This is a genomic window from Embleya sp. L77, from assembly GCF_055557415.1.
In genome coordinates this window covers 2,196,753-2,217,005 of record NZ_CM145710.1, presented here as the reverse complement: position 1 = coordinate 2,217,005, position 20,253 = coordinate 2,196,753, and the positions used below count along the sequence as shown (strand labels likewise).

The window sequence follows — 20,253 nt, the reverse complement described above, 5'->3', positions numbered from 1 at the left end:
GTCGAGCACATACGTGCGTACGGTTTCGATTCGACGGCGGTACATCGGCCCGGGCAATGGCCCGGCGCGGTCGACGGTAATCAGGGAGAGATGACGCGACGCGAACCACGGGCAGGGAGGCCGCAAGTGACCACGGTGACCGCACGTGCAGGCATGCCCGTCGAGGAGTTCGAAGGCATTGCCCGCGTCACCGCCGAGTCGGTGCGACTGGAACTCATCGGCGGCAGGGTAGGGGTAAAGGAGATGCCCGACGACGACCACATCGAGATCGTGATGTGGCTGGTGAAGCTGTTCGCACGGCTACGCTCGGAACTGAGGCTATACGTGGGACACGGCCTCCGGGTGGAGCAATACCGCAATGGCCGTGCCCACCCCGACGGCATCCTCGCTCCGAAAGGTAGCTTCACCGGCCAGGGTGAGTGGGACGACCCGGCCGCCGCGCTCATGGTCGTTGAGGTAACCTCCTTCGACCGTGACACCGACCGACGCGCCCGTGAGGACAAACCCCGCGCATATGCCGAAACCGGCATCCCGCTTTACCTTCTGATCGACCGCGATACGTGCGAAGTCGTCGTGCACAGCGAGCCGGCCGATGGCGGCTATACGACCGTCCTCAAGCGCCCCTTCGGCAAGCCGGTGCGTCTTCCGGCTCCGGTCGAGCTTCGGGTCGATACCGAGGGGCTTTCGGGTTGGGTGCGCTGAGGTCGCCGGGGAGCCCCGAGCGGGCTCACCGGCGACGCCTCTTCAGCTGTTCATCGCTTCGCGCGTACTGCGTGGGCGCATGTCGGTCCAGACCTTGTCGATGTGGGCGAGGCAGGCCGGGCGGTTGCCGGTGAAGCCTTCCGCTCGCCAGCCGGCCGGGATGTCGCGGTCGGTGGCCCAGACCGAGTACTGGTCCTCGTCGTTGATCACCACTCGGTAGGGGCGTTCGGACTCGTCGTTGGTGGTCATACCTTCTCCAGTTCGGGTTCGGGTTCGGGTTGTTTCCGGACGGGTGGCGGCGGCGTCGACGCGTCCGCGCGCTTCCTGCGGCGTTCCTCGATGCCGATCAGGTCGTCCGGCATCGCGTCCGGGACCTCGTCGTCGAATCCGGCGATCACCCGGTGCCGGAACGAGGCGAGCGCGAGCAGGATCATCGCCGACGCGCACAGCAGGTACAGGAACCCGGTGCCGCGGCCCTCGCCGACCCCGATCACCCGGCCGACGCTGGACGCCAGCGCGCCGCCCGGGGTGAACAGCGGTTCGAGCAGGTGCACCGCGAGCGGCGCGATCACCCCGAAGCCCAGCGGGAGCGTGGACCACGCCACCATCGTGTTCAGCGCGATCACCCGGCCGTGGAATCGTTGCGGCACCTTGACCTGGATGATCGTCGCGTAGATGCCGTTGAGCAGGGACAGTCCGAAGAACACCCCGAAGAATCCGACGCCGACCAGCACCGGCGAGGGCCGCAGACCGGCCACGAAGGCGAAGACCGCGATCAGCACGGTGGCCAGCAGAATGCCGTGCATCCGGCGATGCCGCGGGCCTCCCCACACCCCCATCGCCAAGCCGCCGAGCAGCGCACCCGCGCCCGCCGCGACGCCGACCGCGCCCGCGGTGTGCACCGACCCGAAGGACAACACCAGCGGTGTCATCAGCACCAGCATCGGCGCCAGGAACACGTTCAACAGCGCGAAGTAGAGCAGCATGGTGCGGAATCCGGCGTGCCCCATCGAGTAGCGCACCCCGTTGGCGATCTCCTTGACCATGCTCTCGCGCCGGGTCTGCGCCATCGTGTCGGGGAACGGCACGAACGCGACCACCGTCACCGCGATCACGAACGTGGTGATGTCGATCGCCAGAATCCCGCCGAGTCCGATGCTCGCCAACAGCGCGACCGCGATCAGCGGCACCACCAACTGCGCCAGCCCGGTGCTCATTTGCACGATGCCGTTGGCGTGACCCAAATAGCGTTTGGGCACCAGCTGCGGCACCGCCGAGTTGTAGGCGAGACGTTGGAAGGTGGCGGTCACCGACAACACCACCAGCAGCCCGTACACCGCGCCCACGCCCAGATGGCCGCTCCACAGCAGCAGCGCCATCACCACCTGGACCGCTCCCGCCGCGCAGTCCGCGGTCAGCATCACCGCCCGGCGACTGTTGCGGTCCACCACCGCGCCCGCCAACGGGGCCACCACGATGCCCGGCACCAGTGCCAGCACCGAGAACAGCGCGAATTGGGTGAGCGAATCGGTGCGCAGATAGATCCAGATCGGGATGGCGAACTCGGTCAGCGCCGACCCGGTGATCGAGGCGAGCTGCCCGAGGGCCACCGCCATGAACCGACCCATGCTCGGCCGCACGGCCGGTGTCCGCGCCGCCCGGGCTTCGGCAGCCGCGGATCCGGCCCCGGCGCCCGTGCCCTTGCCCTTGCCCTTGCCGGTGCCTGTGCCCGCGCTCGCGTCCGCGCCGAGACTGCCCGCGCCCGTGCCGCCCGACACCCCCTGCAACCACCATCCCGCGTCCGCACCGCGCGCATCCCGGGTCAGCGGCTCGGTCCGGTCCCGGGCCACCGCCTCGTGTGTCGCGGTGACGATCTCGGCCAACTCGTCCGCCCGATAGCGCAGGAAGTAGTGGCCCGCCTCGTCGATCACCACCAGCGCCGTGGCGTCGGCCATGAAGTGCCATTCCCGGTAGCGCTCCTGGTAGAACTCGGTGCTGGGATCGCGCTCGCCGATCACCGAGATCACCGGCGCCGCCAACGGCCGCATGCCCTCGGCCATCCGCCGGGTGAAGTACTCCTCCGAGGTCCGCCCGTCCTTGCGCATGTTGCGGACGATGAAGGTGACCTGTTCCTCGTCCAGGTCGCCGAGGTCCGCGCCCATCGAGGTCAGCCAGTTCAGGTGCACCCGGTCCCCGCGCAGCCGCTCCAGTCCGGCGAATCGCGACAGCGCGCCGAGCACGCCGCCCTCGGGTCGGGCGAACGGGAAGATCGCGCCCAGGTACACCGCCTCCAACCGGCGCCCCGACTCCTCCAGGAGGTGGGCGATCTGTGCGGTCAGCGCGCTGCCCACCCCGCAGTGCCCGTACAGCGCAAGCGGTCCCTCGACCCGGGCCAGGATCTCGTCCACGCACTCCTGCGCGACCTCCTCGATCGGCCTGGGCGCCTCCGGCATGGACAGGTCGTGACCGGGAATCGCCACCGAGTACAGCGAGTGCCCGGCGGGCAGCGCATCGGCCAGCGGCTGGTACACCACCGCACTGCCACCGCCGTAGGGCACGCACACCAGCGAGAGCACCCGCTGCGCCGCCGGCACCGGCCGGGTCAACTCGTGGAGCAACGAGCGCGGTTCGTCCTCGCCGACCGGGCGATCGATCAGTGCCGCAAGCTCGCGCACGGTCCGGTGCTTGAACAGCTCCAACAGGCTGACCTGCCGGCTGCCGGGCGGCAACACCTTGCGCAGTCGGGCCAACACCTGCATCGCCAGCAGCGAGTGCCCGCCCAGTTCGAAGAAGTCGTCGGTGACGCCGACCGAGGCGAGGTCGAGCACCGACGTCCAGATCCCGACCAGGGCCTCCTCGGTCGCGCCGACCGGGGCCACCCGCTCGCCGCCGTCGGCCCCGGCCCCGGCGTCCGGTTCCGGCAGCAGGGCCCGATCCACCTTGCCGTGCGCCTTCAGCGGCAGTCGATCGAGCCAGACGAAGCGGGACGGCACCATGTACTCGGGCAGTCGAACGAGCAGTTCCCGGCGCAGGTCGGCGGTGGCCGGCGGCTCGCCGGGACCGTCCTCGGCCGGCACCAGGTAGGCGATCAGCCGCTGCGCCCCCGCGGGGCCCCGGGCATCGACCACGGCCTGTCCGACGGCTGGTTGCGCGCGCAATGCCTCCTCGATCTCGGCCGGCTCCACCCGATAGCCGCGGATCTTTACCTGCTGGTCGCTGCGCCCGAGGAACTCCACGTCGCCACCGGGCAGATATCGCCCCAGGTCGCCGGTCCGGTACAGCCGCCCGCCCGGCGGTCCGAACGGGTCGGGTACGAACCGGTCCGCGGTGGCCCCCGGTTGGCCCAGGTAGCCCCGAGCCAGCCGCTCGCCGCCGATGTGGATCTCCCCGGTGACCCCGATCGGCACCGGTTGCAGGTGTGCGTCCAGCAGGTACACCCGCGTGTTCGGCAGCGGTCTGCCGATCGGCGTCACGGTCGAGATCGGCTCGTCCCGCGGCTCGACCCGATAGGTGGTCACACCCACCGTGGTCTCGGTCGGCCCATAGTGGTTGACCACCGCGCACCTGCCGATCGCGGCCAGGTCCCGCGCCCACTCCCAGGACGAGCCCTCACCGCCGAGGATCAACAACCGGCGGGGCAGGAGATGTTCGGCGCCGACCTCGGCGGCCAGTCCGGCCAGGTGCGAGGGCGTCATCTTCAGGTAGTCCACCGGATGCCGACTCAGCCGGTCGGCGAACTCCGCGCCCGACAGCCGCTTGGGGATCAGGTGTAGTTCGCCGCCGGTGTTCCAGGCCAGGTACAGCGCGGTGATCGCGAAGTCGAAGGACAACGACTGGGCCAGGCCGAAGACGGATCCGGGCACCACCTCGAACCGCTCGCGTACGCCGTCCAGATAGGCCAGCACTTCGCGGTGCTGCACCGCGACGCCCTTGGGCCGGCCGGTGGAGCCGGACGTGTAGATCACATAGGCCAGGTTCCCCGGCCCGGCCTGCGCCGGCGCAGGACCCGATTCCGGTTCCTGCGCGTCGATCGCGGCCTGTTCGCGATCCAGCAGGATCACCGTGCCGGTGTACCCCGCCGTGCGCTCGCGCAGCGCGGTGTCCGTCACCAACACTCGCACATCCGCGTCGGCGAGCATGAACGCCAGTCGTTCCACCGGCTGTTCGGGGTCGAGCGGGAGATACGCCGCACCCGCCTTGAGCACGGCCAGGACGGCCACCGCGAGGTCGAGCGATTGTTCCAGGCACAGTGCGACCGGTGTCTCCGGGCCGACGCCGCGCCCGCGCAGGTAGCGGGCGAGCCGCTCGGCGCGGGCGTCGAGTTCGCCGTAGTCGAGCGTGTGCCCTTCGTGGGTCACCGCCGGCGCACGCGGATCGAGGGCCACCCGGGCCTCGATCGCGGCAGCCAGCGTGGGGTGTTCGGGCAGCGCCCGAGCGGTGTCGTTCCAGCCGGTGACGAGTTGGGCCCGCTCCCGCGGTTCGAGCAGGTCGATTCGGGACAGCGGGGTATGCGGGTCCGCGACCACCGCCCGCAGCAGTGTGGTCAGATGACCGGCGAGCCGGGCCACCGTACTCGCGTCGAACAGGTCGGTGTTGTAGGTGAGCATGCCGTGCATCCCGGCAGCGACCTCGAACACGAACAGGCTCAGGTCGAACCGGGTCACCCGGGAATCGCCGCTGAACCACTCGTGGTCGAGCCCGGCGAAGCCACGTTCCCCGCGTCCGTAGTTCTGCAGCGCGAAGGTGACCTGGAAGAGCGGCGTGCGACTGACGTCGCGGGTCACGTTCTGGTCCCGGACCACCTGGTCGAACGGCAGATCCTGGTGCGCGTAGGCATCCAGACTGCTCTCCCGGACCCGACCCAGGAGTTCGGCGAAGGTGGGATCCCCCGCCAGCGGCGCCCGCATGGCCAGCATGTTGACGAACATGCCGATCATCGGTTCCAGGTCCGGGTGCGGACGTCCGGCGATCGGGGAGCCGACCGCGAAGTCGCTCTGGCCGCCGTGCCGGGACAACACCGCCTGCCAGGCCGCGAGCAGCGTCATGTACGTCGTGGCGCCGTGCGCACGACCCAACTCAACGACGGCAAAAGCCAGTTCCGCGTCGAGCGTGAAGGCGTGCGCGTCGCCGGTGAAGGTCTGCTGCGCCGGTCGGGGCCGGTCGGTGGGCAGCGCCAGCGTGCCCAGCCCGGCCAGTCGATCCCGCCAATAGCGCGCGGCCCGCTCGCCTTCGGGACCGGCCAGGCGCTGCTGCTGCCAGGCCGCGTAGTCGCCGTACCGCACCGCCGGTTCGGTCAGGGGCGATTCCAGCCCGGCCGTGAAGGCGTTGTAGTCGTCCATCAGTTCGTTGACGAGCAGGTGGACCGACCAGCCGTCGCCGACCAGGTGGTGCAGGACCACCACCAGTACGGTGTCCTCCCGGTCCAGCCGCACCAGTGCGGCCCGCACCAGCGGCGGCACCTCCAGGTGGAACGGGCGGGCGAACTCCGCGCCCACGAGGGCGGACGCCCAGCGCTCCCGGCCCTCGGCGTCGAGATGCTCGTCGGGCGTATGCCGGGCCACGGTGAGCGGCAGCGGCGGATGCACCGTGGCCACCGGCCGGCCGTCCGCACTCGTGCCGAACGTGGTGCGCAGGCTGTCGTGCCGGGTCAGCAGCGCGTTCAACGCCCGGTCCAGCGCCTGCTCGTCGAGTCGCCCACGCAGCCGCAACGCAAACGGGATGGTGTACGCGGCGGTTCCCGGCGTCAGGTTCTCCATGAACCACAGCGGGATCTGTGCCGAGGACAGCGGTACCTCGGCCCCGTCCGGCAGTCGGGGGATCGATGCGGGAGCGGCCTTCGCGGATCTGCGCAGCCGCTGTTCGAGCAGCGTGCGCTTGGCGACCGAGAGTTCACCCGGACGAGTCGCCGGCGCCGGGGTGCGCGTCATCGCGGGTCTCCTGTCTCGGCCTGGTCCAGTACCAGTCGCTCGGCGTCCGCTTCGGAGAGGGTGTCGAGTTCGGCCAGCAGCAGTTCCTCGACCGACGCGGCCAGTCCAGCCACCGTGGGATCAGCGAACAGGGCGCGGATCGGCACGGTCAGTTCGATCGCCGCGCCGAGCCGGGCCACCGCCCGGGTGGCCAGCAGCGAGTGGCCGCCGAGCGCGAAGAAGTCGTCGAGCGCGCCGACCCGCTCCAGGCCGAGCACGTCGGCGAAGGTCTCCGCGACCAGCTCCTCGGCGCTGCCCCGCGGCGCCACGAACGAGACCGCCGACGGGGTGCGTTGTTCGGGCACGGGCAGTGCGGCCCGGTCGAGCTTGCCGTTCGCGGTCAGCGGCAGCCGGTCCACCACCACGAACGCGGCGGGCAACAGGTACGCGGGCAACGTCCGGGCCAGCGCGGCCCGCACCGCCGCCGGGTCCGGCGGGTCGGCCGCCGGGTCGCCGGGCACCAGATAGGCGACCAGTCGTGGATCGCCCGGCTCGTCCCACAGCAGTACCGCCGCCTGGGCGATGTCCGGTTGCGCGACCAGGGCCGCCTCGATCTCGCCGAGTTCGATCCGGTAGCCGCGCAGCTTGACCTGCCGGTCGGTGCGACCGAGGAACTCCAGTTGCCCGTCCGGGCGTTGCCGCGCACGGTCGCCGGTGCGGTAGAGCCGGGAGCCGGGTGGGCCGTACGGGTCGGGCACGAAGTGCAGTCCGGTCCGGCCCGGGCGGCCCAGGTATCCCCGGGCGGGTCCGACGCCGCCGATGCACAACTCGCCGGGCACGCCCGGCGGCACGGGTTCGAGATGCCGGTCCAGCACGTGCACGCGGGTGCCGGCCAATGGGCGCCCGATCGGCGGTCGGGTGCCGTCCCAGGGTTCGGCGCTCGGGCCGGCCAGGGTGGCCGACGTGACGATCACCGCGGTCTCGGTGGGACCGTACGTGTTGACCAGGTCGACCCGGTCGCCGAACACCTCGCGCCAGCGCCGCGTCGAGGCGATGTCGGCCTGATCGCCGCCGATGATCAGCAGCCGCAGCGCCTTCGGCCAGGGCAGGCCCGGGGTCTGTGCGACCAGTTCGTGCCAGTAGGACGTGGGCAGGTCGAGCACGGTCAGCGTGCGACCGGCATCGGTGCGGAAGAAGTCCGGCAGCAACCCGTCGGCGGGAGCGAGCACCAGGGTCGCACCGCTCAGCAGCGTCGGATACACCTCCTCGACGTGCGTGTCGAAGCCGAACGAGGCGAATTGCAGGACCCGGTCGGTGGGGCCGGTCCGGTAGCGCTCGCGCATCCAGGCCACCCGGGCGGCCAGCGCCTCCCGGGTGATCAGGGTGCCCTTGGGTCGGCCGGTGGAGCCGGAGGTGTAGACGAGGTAGGCGAGATGGTCGGGACCGGTGATCGGGGTGCGCGGCCGGTCCTGCGCCTCGTCACCGTCGACGCCTGCGGACCGGTTTCCACCTGCGTCCCGGTCTCCGTCGCGATCTCCCCCGCGTTCTCCGTCCTGCTCTCCGTCCTGCTCTCCGTCGCGATCTGCGTCCAGGTCCCCGTCCAAGAGCAGCAGCGCAGGCGCCACGTCGGCGAATCGGTCCGCGAACTCGGCGCGGCACAACACGCGTTCGGCCGCGCTGTCGGCCAGCATGTAGGCGATGCGCTCGGTCGGCAGCGCGGGATCCACCGCGAGGTAGGCGCCGCCCGCCTTGAGCACGGCGAGCAGCGCGACGATCGTCTCGATCGAGCGCTCGGCGCACACCGCGACCACCGAGTCCGGGCCGGTGCCGCCGCGCCGCAGTTCCCGGGCCAGCCGGTTCGCCCGGGCGTCCAGGTCGGCGTAGCCGATCCGGGTGTCGCCGCACTCGACCGCATCGGCCTGCGGGGTGCGCAGCGCCTGTACCTCGAAGGCCAGGATCGGGTCCGGGCATTCGCCCGGCGGCGGCCCGGACGCGGCGGCCGAGACCCGGGCCCGCTCGGCGGGCGGCAGCAGCGGCAGTCGGGACAACGGCGTGTCCGGGTCCGCCACCGCGCCCCGGAGCAGCGTCTCGAAGCAGCGCGCGAGCCGGGCCACGGTCTCGGGCACGAAGCGTTCGGTGTCGTAGACGAACTCGACGACCAGTTCGTCGTCTTGCGGCCACACCTCCAGGGTCAGATCGAACTTGGCCTGCCGGAACCCGGATTCGAAGACCTCCGTGGTCACCTCGCCGAGCCGCAACTTCGGGCCCGCGGGCGGGCGAAGCACCAGCATGGTCTGGAACACCGGTGGGCTGTCCGGGTCGCGCTCCACATCCAAGGCGGCGAGGAGTCGCTCGAACGGCACGTCCTGGTACTGGAAAGCCTGGAGTGCCACCGTCCGGGTGCGGGCCAGGAAGGCCCGGAACGTGGGGTCCCCGGCGGTGCTGCCGCGCAGGACCAGGGTATTGAGGAAGTAGCCGACCAGCGGCTCGTACTCCTCCTCGTCCCGGCCCGCCAGCGGCGAGCCCACACACACGTCCTCCTGATCGCAGTAGCGCGCGAGCAGGGTCTGATAGGCGGCGAGCAGGGTCATGTAGAGGGTGACCCGTTCCCGGCGGGCGAGTTGCTCGATGCCGGTGCGCAGTTCGGCGGGCAGGTGGTGGGTGACGGTGCCGCCGCGCCCGGCGTGGCCGCCGCCGACGCGGGGGCGGTCGGCGGGCAGGTCCAGGGTCGGCGCACCCGCGAGTTCGCGGGTCCAGTAGGTCAGCCGTTCGTCGAATCCCGGCGCGTCGACGAGTTCGCGTTGGCGCCGCACATAGTCGAGGTAGCTCGACGGCAGCGGTTCCAGCGGCGACGGGCGACCGGCCGTGAACGCCGCGTAGACGGCGGCGAGTTCGGCTTCCAGGACGTTCATCGACCAGCCGTCGGCGATGATGTGGTGCAGGACCAGGCAGAACACGTGGTCGTGCCCGTCCTCGTCCAGGCGCAGCAGGCTCGCCCGCAGCAGTGGACCGCGGGCCACGTCGAAGGCACGATTGGTGCGTTCGGCGACCAGATCGCGGGCGTGCCGCTCGCGTTCGGTCGGCACACCGTCGACGGCCACCCGTTCCAGGACGAAGTCGCCGGGCGGGCCGATCACCTGGGCGGGCACGCCGTCCTCGTCCGGGAACGTGGCCCGCAGGCTGTCGTGCCGCGCGAGCAGTTCGGCCAGCGCGCGCTCGAATGCGTCGACGTCCAGCGGTCCGCGCAGTCGGTGGATCTGGAACATGTTGAAGGCGGCGTCACCGGGATTGAGCCGGTCCAGCAGCCAGAGCCGTTCCTGCCCCGCCGACAGCGGTGCGCGGGTGGAGCGTTCGGGCCGGTGCACGGGCTGCTGCGCGGGCCGGTGCGGGTGCGGGTCGTGGCTTCGGGATGGGGTGTTCATGGCCGCCGTTCGCTTTGCATCGCGGAGACCGCGCTGGTGAGTCCGGAGATGGTCGGGGATTCGAAGAAGACGTGCAGCGGTACGTCCACGCCCAGGCGCTTGCGGATCCGCGCGCCGATCCGGGTGACGGTGAGCGAGTGACCGCCGAGGTCGAACAGGTCCTCGTCGGGGCGGATGTCGTCCAGGCCGAGCACTTCGCGCCAGATGGCGGTGATCTCGGCGGCCGGGCCGGGGCCGATGCCCGGTGGGGCCGCCGGATCCGGGTCGGGCTCCGGGTCCGCCGCCCGCACGCGTGCCGGCGCCGGGAGCGCCGCCCGGTCCAGCTTGCCGTTGGGGGTCAGCGGCAGGCGCTCCAGCGCGACGAAGGCGCTCGGCACCAGTGCGCGGGGCAGCGTCGCGGCCAGGTGTACCCGTAGTTCGGCCGGACTCGGGGCGATGCCCGCGCGCGGTACCAGGTAGGCCACCAGATGCGGCTCGTCGGCCCCGTCCCGGCGGGCCACCGCGGCGGCCGTCGCGATGTCCGGGTGCGAGAGCAACGCCGCCTCGATTTCCCCGAGTTCGACCCGGTGGCCGAGAATCTTGACCTGGTGGTCGACCCGGCCCAGGAACTCGATCCGGCCGTCCGGGCGGTGCCGGGCCCGGTCGCCGGTGCGATACATCCGGCTGCCGGGCGGGCCGAACGGGTCCGGGCCGAACCGGTCGGCGGTGGCACCGGGCAGGTGTCGGTAGCCGCGGGCGAGTCCGCTGCCGCCGATGTACAGGTCGCCCTCGACGCCGATCGGGACCGGTGCCGCCTCGGCATCCAGGATGTACATCCGAGTGTTGGCGATCGGGCGGCCGATGGTCACCTCGTCGGCGTCCGGGCCGATCTCCGCGGTACTGGACCAGACCGTGGTCTCGGTCGGTCCGTACGCGTTCACCAACCGCGCGGCCCGGGCCCGCAGTTCGCGGGCGAGCGGGAGCGGAAGCGCCTCGCCGCCCGCGACCGCGACCACGGCGGGCTCCGCGAAGCCGGCGTCGAGCAACATCCGCCATCCGGACGGTGTGGCCTGCACATGCGAGACGTGTTCGTCCCGGATCAGTCGGAGCAGCGCCCGCCCGTCGCGTACTTCGCCGTCTCGGGCGAGGACCAGCAGGCCGCCGGTGATCAGCGGTACGTACAGTTCCACGGCGGAGATGTCGAACGAGGCCGAGGTCAGCCCGAGCCACACCGGGTCGTGTTCACCGGCCAGCGTGTCCCGCATCGCCGCGAGCAGGTTGGTCAGCGCGCCGTGCTCGATCTCCACGCCCTTGGGCCGGCCGGTGGAGCCGGAGGTGGCCAGCACGTAGGCCAGGTCGCCGGGTGCCGGCGGTGTGTGGGATCGGGCCGTCCCGGCCATCGCGGTGTCGATCTCGTCGATCTCGTCGATCTCGTCGATCAGCAGCGCGTCCGCGGCGTGTTCGGGGAATCGAATGAGCAGGTCGCGTTCGGTCAGCAGCACGGTCGCGGCGCAGTCGCCGAGCACGCTCGCCAGCCGCGCCGACGGATATTCGGGGTCCAGGGGCAGATAGCCGGCGCCGGCCCGCAGGACGCCCAGCAGGGCCGTCGGCAGCGCGGCGGTGCGTCGTACGCAGACCGCCACCAGGTCGCCCGCTCCGATGCCGGCGGTGCGCAGCCGCCGGGCGACCGCCTCCACGGCCGCGTCCAGGTGGGCGTAGGTCAGTCGTTCGGCACCGCAGTGCACGGCCGGTGCGTTCGGGGTCCGGGCGGCCTGCGCGGCGAAGAGTTCGGGCAGGGTCGCGCGGTCGCCGGCCCGGGCGGTGTCGTTCCAGTCGACCAGGATCGTGGTCCGCTCCCGGGCGGTCGGCACCGCGAGCCGGGACAGCGGGGTGTCCGGGTCCGCGACGATCGCGCGCAGCAGGGTGCTGTAGTGGCCCGCGATCCGTTCGGCCGCGCCCCGATCGAGGGCGTCGGTGGCGAAGTGCAGGTGCAGCGCGAGCCGGTCGGGGTCGTCCAGGCATTGCAGATGCAGGTCGCCGCGCACGGCGTGGTTGAACATGGTCCAGTCGATCGACGCGGGCACACCCGCGAAGTCGGGCACCTCGGTGCGCCGGCGGTAGCTCATCGACACCGGCGCCAGAGCCGGGCGCGGCGTGAGACCGGCCACCGCCCGGCCCAGTGGCACATCGCGCACCCGGTACAGCTCGCGCAGGTCCGCGCGCAGCGCCCGACCGAAGTCGGCGAACGGGGTGTTCGGCGACGGGTGGCTGTGTACCGGGAGTTCGTTGACGTACGGGCCGATCCGGTCGCGGGTGGCCGGGGTGCGGGTGCCCAGACCGATGGCGACCGTGGGGTGTTCGTTGCCGTAGCGCCACAGCAGCACGTGCAGCGCGCCGAGGAGCAGCGCGAACGAGCTGATGCCCAGCAGCTCGGCGGTACCGGCGAGGTCGCGCCGCAGTGTGTCGTCCACGGGGATCGGCACCGACCCGCCGGGTCCGCCGTCGGTCCCGGTGCGGGCCGCGCCGGGCAGCCGCACCGGTGGCGGGTCCTGGGCCTCGGCGGCGAAGCGCTTCTTGGCGAGGGCGACGCGACGGGTGAACTCCGCCGCCTCGCGGGCGATGTGCTCGGCGTCGGCGATTTCCTCGCGCTCCGCCGGGTCCGGCTTGATGCCGGCGGAGAACGCGGCGTAGAGCGCGCCGAGTTCGCGGACCAGGATGTCCTTGGAGCCGCCGTCGAAGGCCAGATGGTGGACCACGACCAACAGCACCCGGTGGTCCGGGCCCGCGTCCACCAGGGTGAAGCGCGTCGGCGGGGCGGAGACGAGTTCGAACGGGCGCATCGTCTCGCGCCGGATCAGCTCCGCGACGACATCCGCGCGCCGCTCGGGGGCCGCCGCGGGCAGGGTATGGGTCACCAGTCGGGGCATGGTGTCGGCGGGGACCAACCACAGTTCGCCGTCGGCTTCGCGCAGCACGCTGCCCAGGACCGGATGGCGGGCGACGAGGGCATCGCAGGCGTCGGCCAGGGCCGCCGGGTCGAGGTCGCCGGTGAACCGGATGGCGAGCGGCATGTGGTGGGCGGTGCCGGAGTGCCCGGCGAGTTCGGTGAACCGGATCCCGTGTTGCGCCGGGGTCGCCGCGGCGCGGTCGAGGGTTTCCGGCGGCAGGGGTACCGGCTGGGACTTGCGCATCGTCAGCCCTTCTCGGTGGCGGTGGTTGGGTGCACAAGCGCGTCGGTGTCCCCGAACACCGGCGCTTGGGGGTGGTCGAGCGCCGGTGCCCAGGCGTCGACGAAGGCCTGCGCCAGGTCCTCGACGACGGAGGGGGCGAATGCGCGCTCGTTGTACAGCAGCCAGCCGGCGATGGTGCCGTCCGGTTGTTCGGTGAGGGCCAGTTCCGGTACGCCCAGATCGGGACGGCCGCCGGGAGTGGACCATTCGGCGTCCAACTCGCGGGGCAGCTCGAAGGGTTCGGAGACCAGCCCGAGGAAGTGCGCCCGGTTGGACCAGCTCTCGTAGCGAACCCAGGCGGCGTCCGGAAAGCGCGGGTAGAACTCGGCGAACGGGTAGGACTGGTGCTCGTTGGCGGCCAGCGCGGCGCTGCGGACCCGGGTCAGCAGTTCGTCGAACGAGGGGTCGCCGTGCAGGTCGACCCGGATCAGCAGGGATTGCACCAGGCAGCCGATCAGGTTCTCGCTGCCGGGTCGCGAACGCCCCGGTACCGGTGACATCACCACGATGTCGCGGGTGCCGGCGGCCCTGGCCAGCACGCTCGTCCAGCACGCGGTGGCCAGCATGAACGGGGTCGCGCCCCGTTCGCGCGCGCTCGTGCGCAGCCGGGTGACCAGGTCCGCGTCCAGGGTGAACCGTACCGATGCGCTGTGCAGCCGGTCGGTGACGTTCCGGCCGGGAAAGGGGTCGATCGCGGCGGGTGCGCCCGCCAGGGACGCCTCCCAGAACGGCCGGGTGCGCGGCCATTGGGCCCGGGCCCAGCCCAGGTGTTCCGAGCAGGTCGGTGTGGGTGCCGGCAGCGGACTGGGGCGTCCGGTGCGAAACGCCGAGTAGATCATCGCGAGTTCGCGCAGCAGCACGCCCATCGACCAGCCGTCGAACACCATGTGGTGCACGGCGAGGATCAACACGTGGTCCTCGGCGTCGAGTTCGATCAGCAGGGCGCGCACGAGCGAGCCGTGCGCCAGATCCCAGCCCTGTTCGCGTTCGATCCGGGCGTGCTCGTGGGCGAAGCGCTCGCGTTCGGCCGATGTTCCCCCCTCGGCGCGCACCCGTCGCACCTCGGGCGGCAGTTCGGGCCGCACGACCGCCTCCGGGACGCCGTCGACGTAGCGGAACACGGTGCGCAGCGCCTCGTGTCGGCGGACGATTTCGGCCAGAGCGGCGGTCAGCGTGTCCGGGTCGAAGGTGTCGGTGATCCGGATGCCCACACTGACCGGACCGACGTCGCGGGTCTCCTCGGTGGCGTGCATCCAGACGAAGAAGTTCTCCTGCTGCGAGCTGAGCGGCATCGGGGCGAGTTCGGCCGACGTCTGCGGGTCGCCTGCCCGGATGGGTACGGGTTCGGCCCGTGCGGCGTCGATCCAGGCGGCCTGCGCGGCCAGTTCGGGTCGGTCGAAGGCGAGCGAGGAGGGCACGTCCAGGGCGAACAGTCGCTCGGCGGCGGCGGCGAGCCGGGTGGCCTTGAACGAGTCGCCGCCGAGGGCGAAGAAGTTGTCGTCGGGGCCCGCGCCGCAGGAGCCGAGCACCTCGTCCCACAGTCCGCTCACCGCCACCTCTGTCGCGGTCCGGGGCCCGCGCGCCGTCGGCGGGTCGCTCGCGCTCAACCGGGCACGCAGTTGGTGTTTGAGCACCTTGCCCGCCGGGTTCCGGGGCAGCGAGTCCAGCCGCAGGAGGCGGGTCGGGATCTCGTGCCGGGCCAACCGCTCGCGCAGGAACGCGCGCAGGTCCTCGGCCGACACCTCGGCCCGCAGCACCAGCGCGGCGGCGACCATGGTGCCCATCACCGGGTGCGGCACGCCGAACACGGATGCGTCGGCGACGGTGGGGTGTTCGTACAGCGCGGCCTCCACCGCGAGGGTGGAGATCCGCATCGCGCCGGACTTGATCAGGTCGCTTTCCCGGTCGATCAGGTACAGGTAGCCGTCGGCGTCCAGGCGGCCGATGTCGCCCATCCGTACCCAGCCGTCGGTGAACACCTCGGCGTCGGCCCGGGTGTCGCGGTAGTAGCTGCGCGACGCGGTGGGCGAGCGCAGCCAGATCTCGCCGGCCTCGCCGGTGGGTACGACTTCGCCGTCGTCGCCGACGATGCGCAGGTCGTCCCGGCCGGTGCCGCGGCCCACCGAGGTGGGGCGATCGGGGTCGAAGACCATGGTGGTCTGCGCGGGCGCCGCCTCGGTGGAGGTGTAGGAGTTGACGATGGTGGCGTCCGGGAACGCCTCGGTCAGCGCGAGCGCGGTGGTCGGCGGCAGGGCGGCGGCGGTCGAACCGAAGAGTTGTACGGTGCTCACGTCGTGCCGGGTCCAGGCTCGCGAGTTCACCAACTCGGCGGCCATCGCCGGGACCGTGAACACGGTCCCGACCCGGTAGGCGGCGATCAGCGCGCAGAAGTCCTCGGCGTCGAACGCGGGTGCGCACAGTGCGGTCGGCTCGGCGGTCAACGCGTTCAGCAACATCGTCTGGCCCGCGTTGGTGCCGATCGGGAACGCGTGCAGGAAGTGCCGCGAGTGGGCCAACGGGCGCCGCCGGGGGGCCGGTTCGAAGCCGAAGGTGAGGTTGGCGTGGGTGGCGGCGACGCCCTTGGGGGTGCCGGTGGTGCCGGAGGTGTACAGGATCTGGGCGAGATCGTCGGGGTGCGGGGCGGGCAGATCGGGCGCGGCCGGAGCGGGGGCCCGGTGCGGGTCGGCTCCCTGTGGATCGGGTCGGAGCTTCTCCGGTCGACCCGGTTCGGGCGTGCGGCCCTCGGCCCGGGCGGCGGCGGCTTCGAGTTCGGCCGCGGGCGAGCTCCACGCATCGGTCGGGGCCGGCCGGATTTCGGCGCCGTGCAGCACGGCGGTGGCGGCGCAGTGGGTGAGCATCGTGTCCAGGGCGGCGGGCGGCAGGCGCTCCGGGAGCGGTACCGCGACCGCGCCGGCCCGGTGCACCGCGCAGTAGGCGACGGCGTAGTCGGCCCATTCGCGACCGGCGAAGATCAACCCGATCCGGTCTCCCCCGCGCACTCCGCGCGCGCGCAACTCCCGTGCCAGTGAGGTGGATCGGCGGTCCCAGGCGGCGAACGTGAGCCGGATTTCCGGTGTTCCGGGCTGGAGGACGGCGACCCGATCGGGCTCGACGAGCGCGCGGGCGGCCAACAGGCCCGGCACGGTCGATCCCGGCGCGGTCGCTCTCGTCGCGGGGCGCGCCTGGTCGGCCGACCTCCGGCGGGCCTCGGCGGCGGTCACCTCGCGGCCCGAATCGGTGGGACCGGATGCGGGCACGGGTGAGTGGTGGCTCGGCGCATGGATGTATCTCCGGGGTAGGAGTGCAACGTGCAAAACGCGATGGGCACATCGGCCCACGCTGGGCAGCGCAAATGCCATACGGGAACCGCCGATCAGGTCATGGAGCGATGACCGTCGGCGACAAGTCCAAGACTGTCAATGGACTAGACCAATGACAAGAGCCGGACGACATCCCGGTCCGGATCCGGGCGAGAAATCGCCCGCCGAGCTGCTTCGGGCGGCCCGGCACACCCGCACCGGTTGGTCGGCCGGCGTCGGACGAATCGCTCGATTCCCGTGCCGGCAAGGCGAATTCACCTATGCCGATCAGGGTCTGTCGCCGCCGGGCTTCCGGCGCTACCGTGAGCTGCCGCACTTCCCTAACCCAGGGTCGATGACCGGTGAACCCGGCGTACCCGCCGGGAACGTCGGACATCGGCGGAAAGGTATCGTCATGCGCACCGCATCGAATGCCGCTCGGAACACCGTCGTCAACGCCTGGCGCTCCGGCGCCGAATCGGCCGACGGCGTGGAGAACCCCGCCGGTTCGCTCTACATCGGCGGAACCGCAACCGAACAGGGCCTCACCGAGATCGACGTCGCCGCGATCAGCTGCGGCACCGCGTGCTCCTGGTCGCGCACTCGCGCCTGTTGTTGATCCATACCTCAACGACCCGCCGCCCGGGGCCCGTCGCACCTCGACGGGCCCGGGCGGCGGGTCCGTCATCGATGGGTGGCGATCCGCGCATGGCAATCCCGGTCCGGCCCCGCCCGGTGGTGACGTACGACGACGCAGGCGAATTCGACGCCGCGTTGGAGCCCTTGATCGGCCCCGCCCTGGACCGCTTCCGCCGCCGCCTGCACGCGGTGCCGAATCCCCTGTCGGCGGCCGAGCGGAACATCCTGCAACACGCCGCCCATCGCACCCTGCTGGGCGCGGTCCGCCCCAAGGCCAACCGACTGCTCCTGCTCGAACTGCACGCCGCACGGATGTCCGGCCGACTCACCCGGGAAACCAGTGAGCAACGCTGGGACGAATTCCTCGAACTCGCCGCCGAGGCCCGCTTCTGGAGCGAACTGGACGCGGACTACCCGGCGTTCGCTCCCCGCCTGGACCGGGTGATCCGCAATCGCTGCGCGGCGCTGCTCGCCCTGGCCCGCCGTCTGGCCGCCGACCGCCCGCGGCTGGCCGCCCTGCTCGGCACGCCGCCCGGCGAACTGGTCGAACTCGGCCTGGACGCCGGTGACTCGCATCGTGGCGGCCACACCGTCGCCCTGCTGCGCTTCGAAACCGGCCGCGCGGTGTACAAGCCCCGCCCGCTGGCCGTGGACGTCGCGCTGGCCACGACCCTGGACGCCCTCCTGGCCGGCACCCCGCATGCGGACCGGATCCGGGTCCCGCGCGTCCTGCTCGGCGACGACTACGGCTGGGCCGAGCACGTCGAGCACCGCCACTGCGCCGACGCGCGCGAACAGGCCCGCTTCTACCAGGGGCTGGGCGAGTGGATGTGCGTGATGCAGCTGCTCGGCGCCACCGACCTGCACTCGGACAACGTGATCGCCCAGGGCCCCGTCCCGTGGGTGGTGGACTGCGAAACGTTGTTCAGCCCCGAGCCGAACGTGGGCGCGAGCGGACTCGGCGACGCCTTCGACACCGCCGCCGCCTCGGTCCGCCGAACCGTGCTGCGTACCGGGCTGTTGCCCATGCGGCTGGCCCAACTCGTGCTCCAGGGCGTGGACATGTCCGCCGTGGGCGCGCTGCCCGAGCAACAACCCCGCATCCCGGTACCGGTGATCTCCGGCGCCGGCACCGACCTGGCCCGCCTGGCGATGGAGCCCGCCGAGGTGGCCGGTTCGGCCAACCTGCCCGCCCCCGATGCCGATCCGATGGCCCATCAGGACGACATCGTGCGCGGCTACCGGGACCTGCGCGACCGACTCGACGGCCTGGACCGGGCCGGCCGACTGCGCCCGATCCTGGACGCCTTCCTCGGCTGCGACCTGCGCGTGGTGCTGCGGCCCACCCAGGTCTACGTCGAGATCGCCCGGATGTTGTGGCATCCCGCCTCCCTGCATGACGAGCCGGCGGCCGTCGAGCGCGCCCGGGACGTGCTGACCCGCCAGGCGAAGGCCCTGCACGGCGCGCCGTCCAGCCCCGAGGTGGTCGGCGCCGAGGTGGCCGATCTCCTCGACGGCGACGTTCCGTTCTTCGGTGTCCGACCCGAGGACGGCCGGATGGACGGGCCGCGTGGCACCACCTGGGGGGACCCGGTCCACCTGATCGATGCGAGCGTCGAGCGCTGGCGGGCGGGCGACCCGGAGTTCGAGGAGGTGATGATCCGCTCCTCGCTGCTGGGCGTCTATCGTGACCGCAGCGCGATGCCCGAGGCGAATCGACGCCGGGACCTGCCGGTCCGGACCGGCCGGCTGGACGACCGCCGTCGCGACCTGGCCGCCCGGATGGCCCGGGATCTGTGCGCACGCGCGGTGGTGGGCGCGGACGGCACGGCCACCTGGATCGGCCCGGTGTACACCGAAGGCGGCTTCAGTGTCCGGCCGTTCGCCGCCGACTTCTACAGCGGACAGGCCGGGGTGGCACTGGCGTTGGACGCCTATCTGGCCCAATCGCGCAGCGGACACGTACCGACGGTGCCCGAGTCGGAAGCCGTCGCCGACGGCGCGATCCGGGCACTCGCGGCGATGGAGGACGCGGTACCCATCACCCGGGTCGGCGCATTCGACGGGATCGGCGCGGCGGTACGCACCTGGCTGGCGCTGGGCGCGACCTCGGGCCGGCAGGCGTACCTGGATCGGGCCATCGCACACGCGGAGCGCGCGTCGGAGCTGTTGGCCCAGGACCCCATCCTCGACGTCGCGGGCGGCGCCGCCGGGCTCGTGGTCCCGCTGCTGGCACTGACCGAGCGGACCGGCGACCCCCGTTGGCGCGGCGTCGCGGAGTCCGCCGGGAAACTGTTGGTCGAGCGCGCGGTGGTCGAGGACACCGAGCACGGACGGGCCGCCCGCTGGCCGACCGCGCTCTTCCCGCACGGCATCGGCGGGTTCGCCCACGGCGCGGCGGGCTTCGGCTGGGCACTGACCCGCCTGGGTCTGGTGACCGGCGACCCCGAAATCCTCCAACTCGCCGAGCTGGCCTGCGCGTTCCAGGAGAACCTGTACCGACCCGAGGCCGGCGCCTGGCTCGACGGCCGGGAGGCGGACCAGGTCCTGTACCTGGACTCCTGGTGCCACGGCAGCACGGGCATCGGCCTGGCCGCCTGGGACCTGTACGTGCGCACCGGCGCCCACACCCACCTGGACCGCGCCCTCCGCGCCGCCGCGGCCACCTGGCGCACCGGCTTCGGCTGGGACTACACCCTGTGCCACGGCGACCTGGGCTCCTGGGAACTCCTGGACACCCTCCTCCACGGCGCCCCCGACCAGCTACGCACCCACGTCCCCGACGCCCCCACCCGCCACCACCTGGACGCCCTCCTCCTCACCGCCCTGGAAACCTACGGCCCCCTCACCAAGTCCACCACCGACACCACCACCGGCCTCCTCCCCGGCACCGCCGGCGCCCTCCACCAACTCCTCCGCCTGAACCACACCCAGCCACACCGCCCTCCATCGCTCCTACTACTGGACGAGCTGTAGCCGGCGAACCAGCCCGGCCGGCGCATGAGGCCAAGCAGCCCGGCCGGCGTTTGAGGCCAAACAGCCCCGCCGGCGCATGAGGCCACCCAGCCCCGCCGGC

General features: G+C 72.1%; 8 protein-coding genes. 3 read left to right on the top strand and 5 right to left on the bottom strand.

From position 1 onward, the window contains the following. Nucleotides 1-126 precede the first annotated feature (126 nt). Entirely contained in the window at nucleotides 127-702 is a 576-nt protein-coding gene (locus ACZOOI_RS39480) for a Uma2 family endonuclease (RefSeq protein WP_465281629.1), read from the top strand. A 42-nt stretch (nucleotides 703-744) separates the two neighbouring features. On the opposite strand, the gene ACZOOI_RS39475 is transcribed toward ACZOOI_RS39480, so the two are convergent. From ACZOOI_RS39475 to ACZOOI_RS39455, 5 genes are read right to left on the bottom strand one after another with little or no spacing between them, the layout of a single operon-like run. Beyond that, nucleotides 745-951, bottom strand: coding sequence for an MbtH family protein (locus ACZOOI_RS39475; RefSeq protein WP_465281628.1), 207 nt, complete (start codon nucleotides 949-951; stop codon nucleotides 745-747). After that, nucleotides 948-6,629, bottom strand: coding sequence for a non-ribosomal peptide synthetase/MFS transporter (locus tag ACZOOI_RS39470; protein WP_465281627.1), 5,682 nt, complete (start codon nucleotides 6,627-6,629; stop codon nucleotides 948-950). Before ACZOOI_RS39470 ends, ACZOOI_RS39475 begins: the two co-directional genes overlap by 4 nt. Beyond that, a complete protein-coding gene (locus tag ACZOOI_RS39465) occupies nucleotides 6,626-10,030 on the bottom strand; it encodes an amino acid adenylation domain-containing protein (protein WP_465281626.1) in 3,405 nt (1,134 codons plus the stop codon). Before ACZOOI_RS39465 ends, ACZOOI_RS39470 begins: the two co-directional genes overlap by 4 nt. Then, entirely contained in the window at nucleotides 10,027-13,200 is a 3,174-nt protein-coding gene (locus tag ACZOOI_RS39460) for a non-ribosomal peptide synthetase (RefSeq protein WP_465281625.1), read from the bottom strand. The genes ACZOOI_RS39465 and ACZOOI_RS39460 overlap by 4 nt, the downstream gene beginning before the upstream one ends. Nucleotides 13,201-13,202: 2 nt before the next feature. Beyond that, the gene (locus ACZOOI_RS39455; protein WP_465281624.1) at nucleotides 13,203-16,496 is read right to left on the bottom strand and encodes a class I adenylate-forming enzyme family protein; all 3,294 of its coding nucleotides are present in this window, start codon (nucleotides 16,494-16,496) and stop codon (nucleotides 13,203-13,205) included. A 457-nt stretch (nucleotides 16,497-16,953) separates the two neighbouring features. Here ACZOOI_RS39455 and ACZOOI_RS39450 point away from each other — a divergent pair, with 457 nt between their 5' ends. Beyond that, a complete protein-coding gene (locus ACZOOI_RS39450) occupies nucleotides 16,954-17,157 on the top strand; it encodes a DUF6229 family protein (RefSeq protein WP_020557656.1) in 204 nt (67 codons plus the stop codon). An 89-nt stretch (nucleotides 17,158-17,246) separates the two neighbouring features. Beyond that, nucleotides 17,247-20,153: a type 2 lanthipeptide synthetase LanM family protein gene (locus tag ACZOOI_RS39445; RefSeq protein WP_465281623.1), complete on the top strand. Its 2,907-nt coding sequence runs from the start codon at nucleotides 17,247-17,249 to the stop codon at nucleotides 20,151-20,153. The last annotated feature ends 100 nt before the right edge of the window (nucleotides 20,154-20,253 follow it).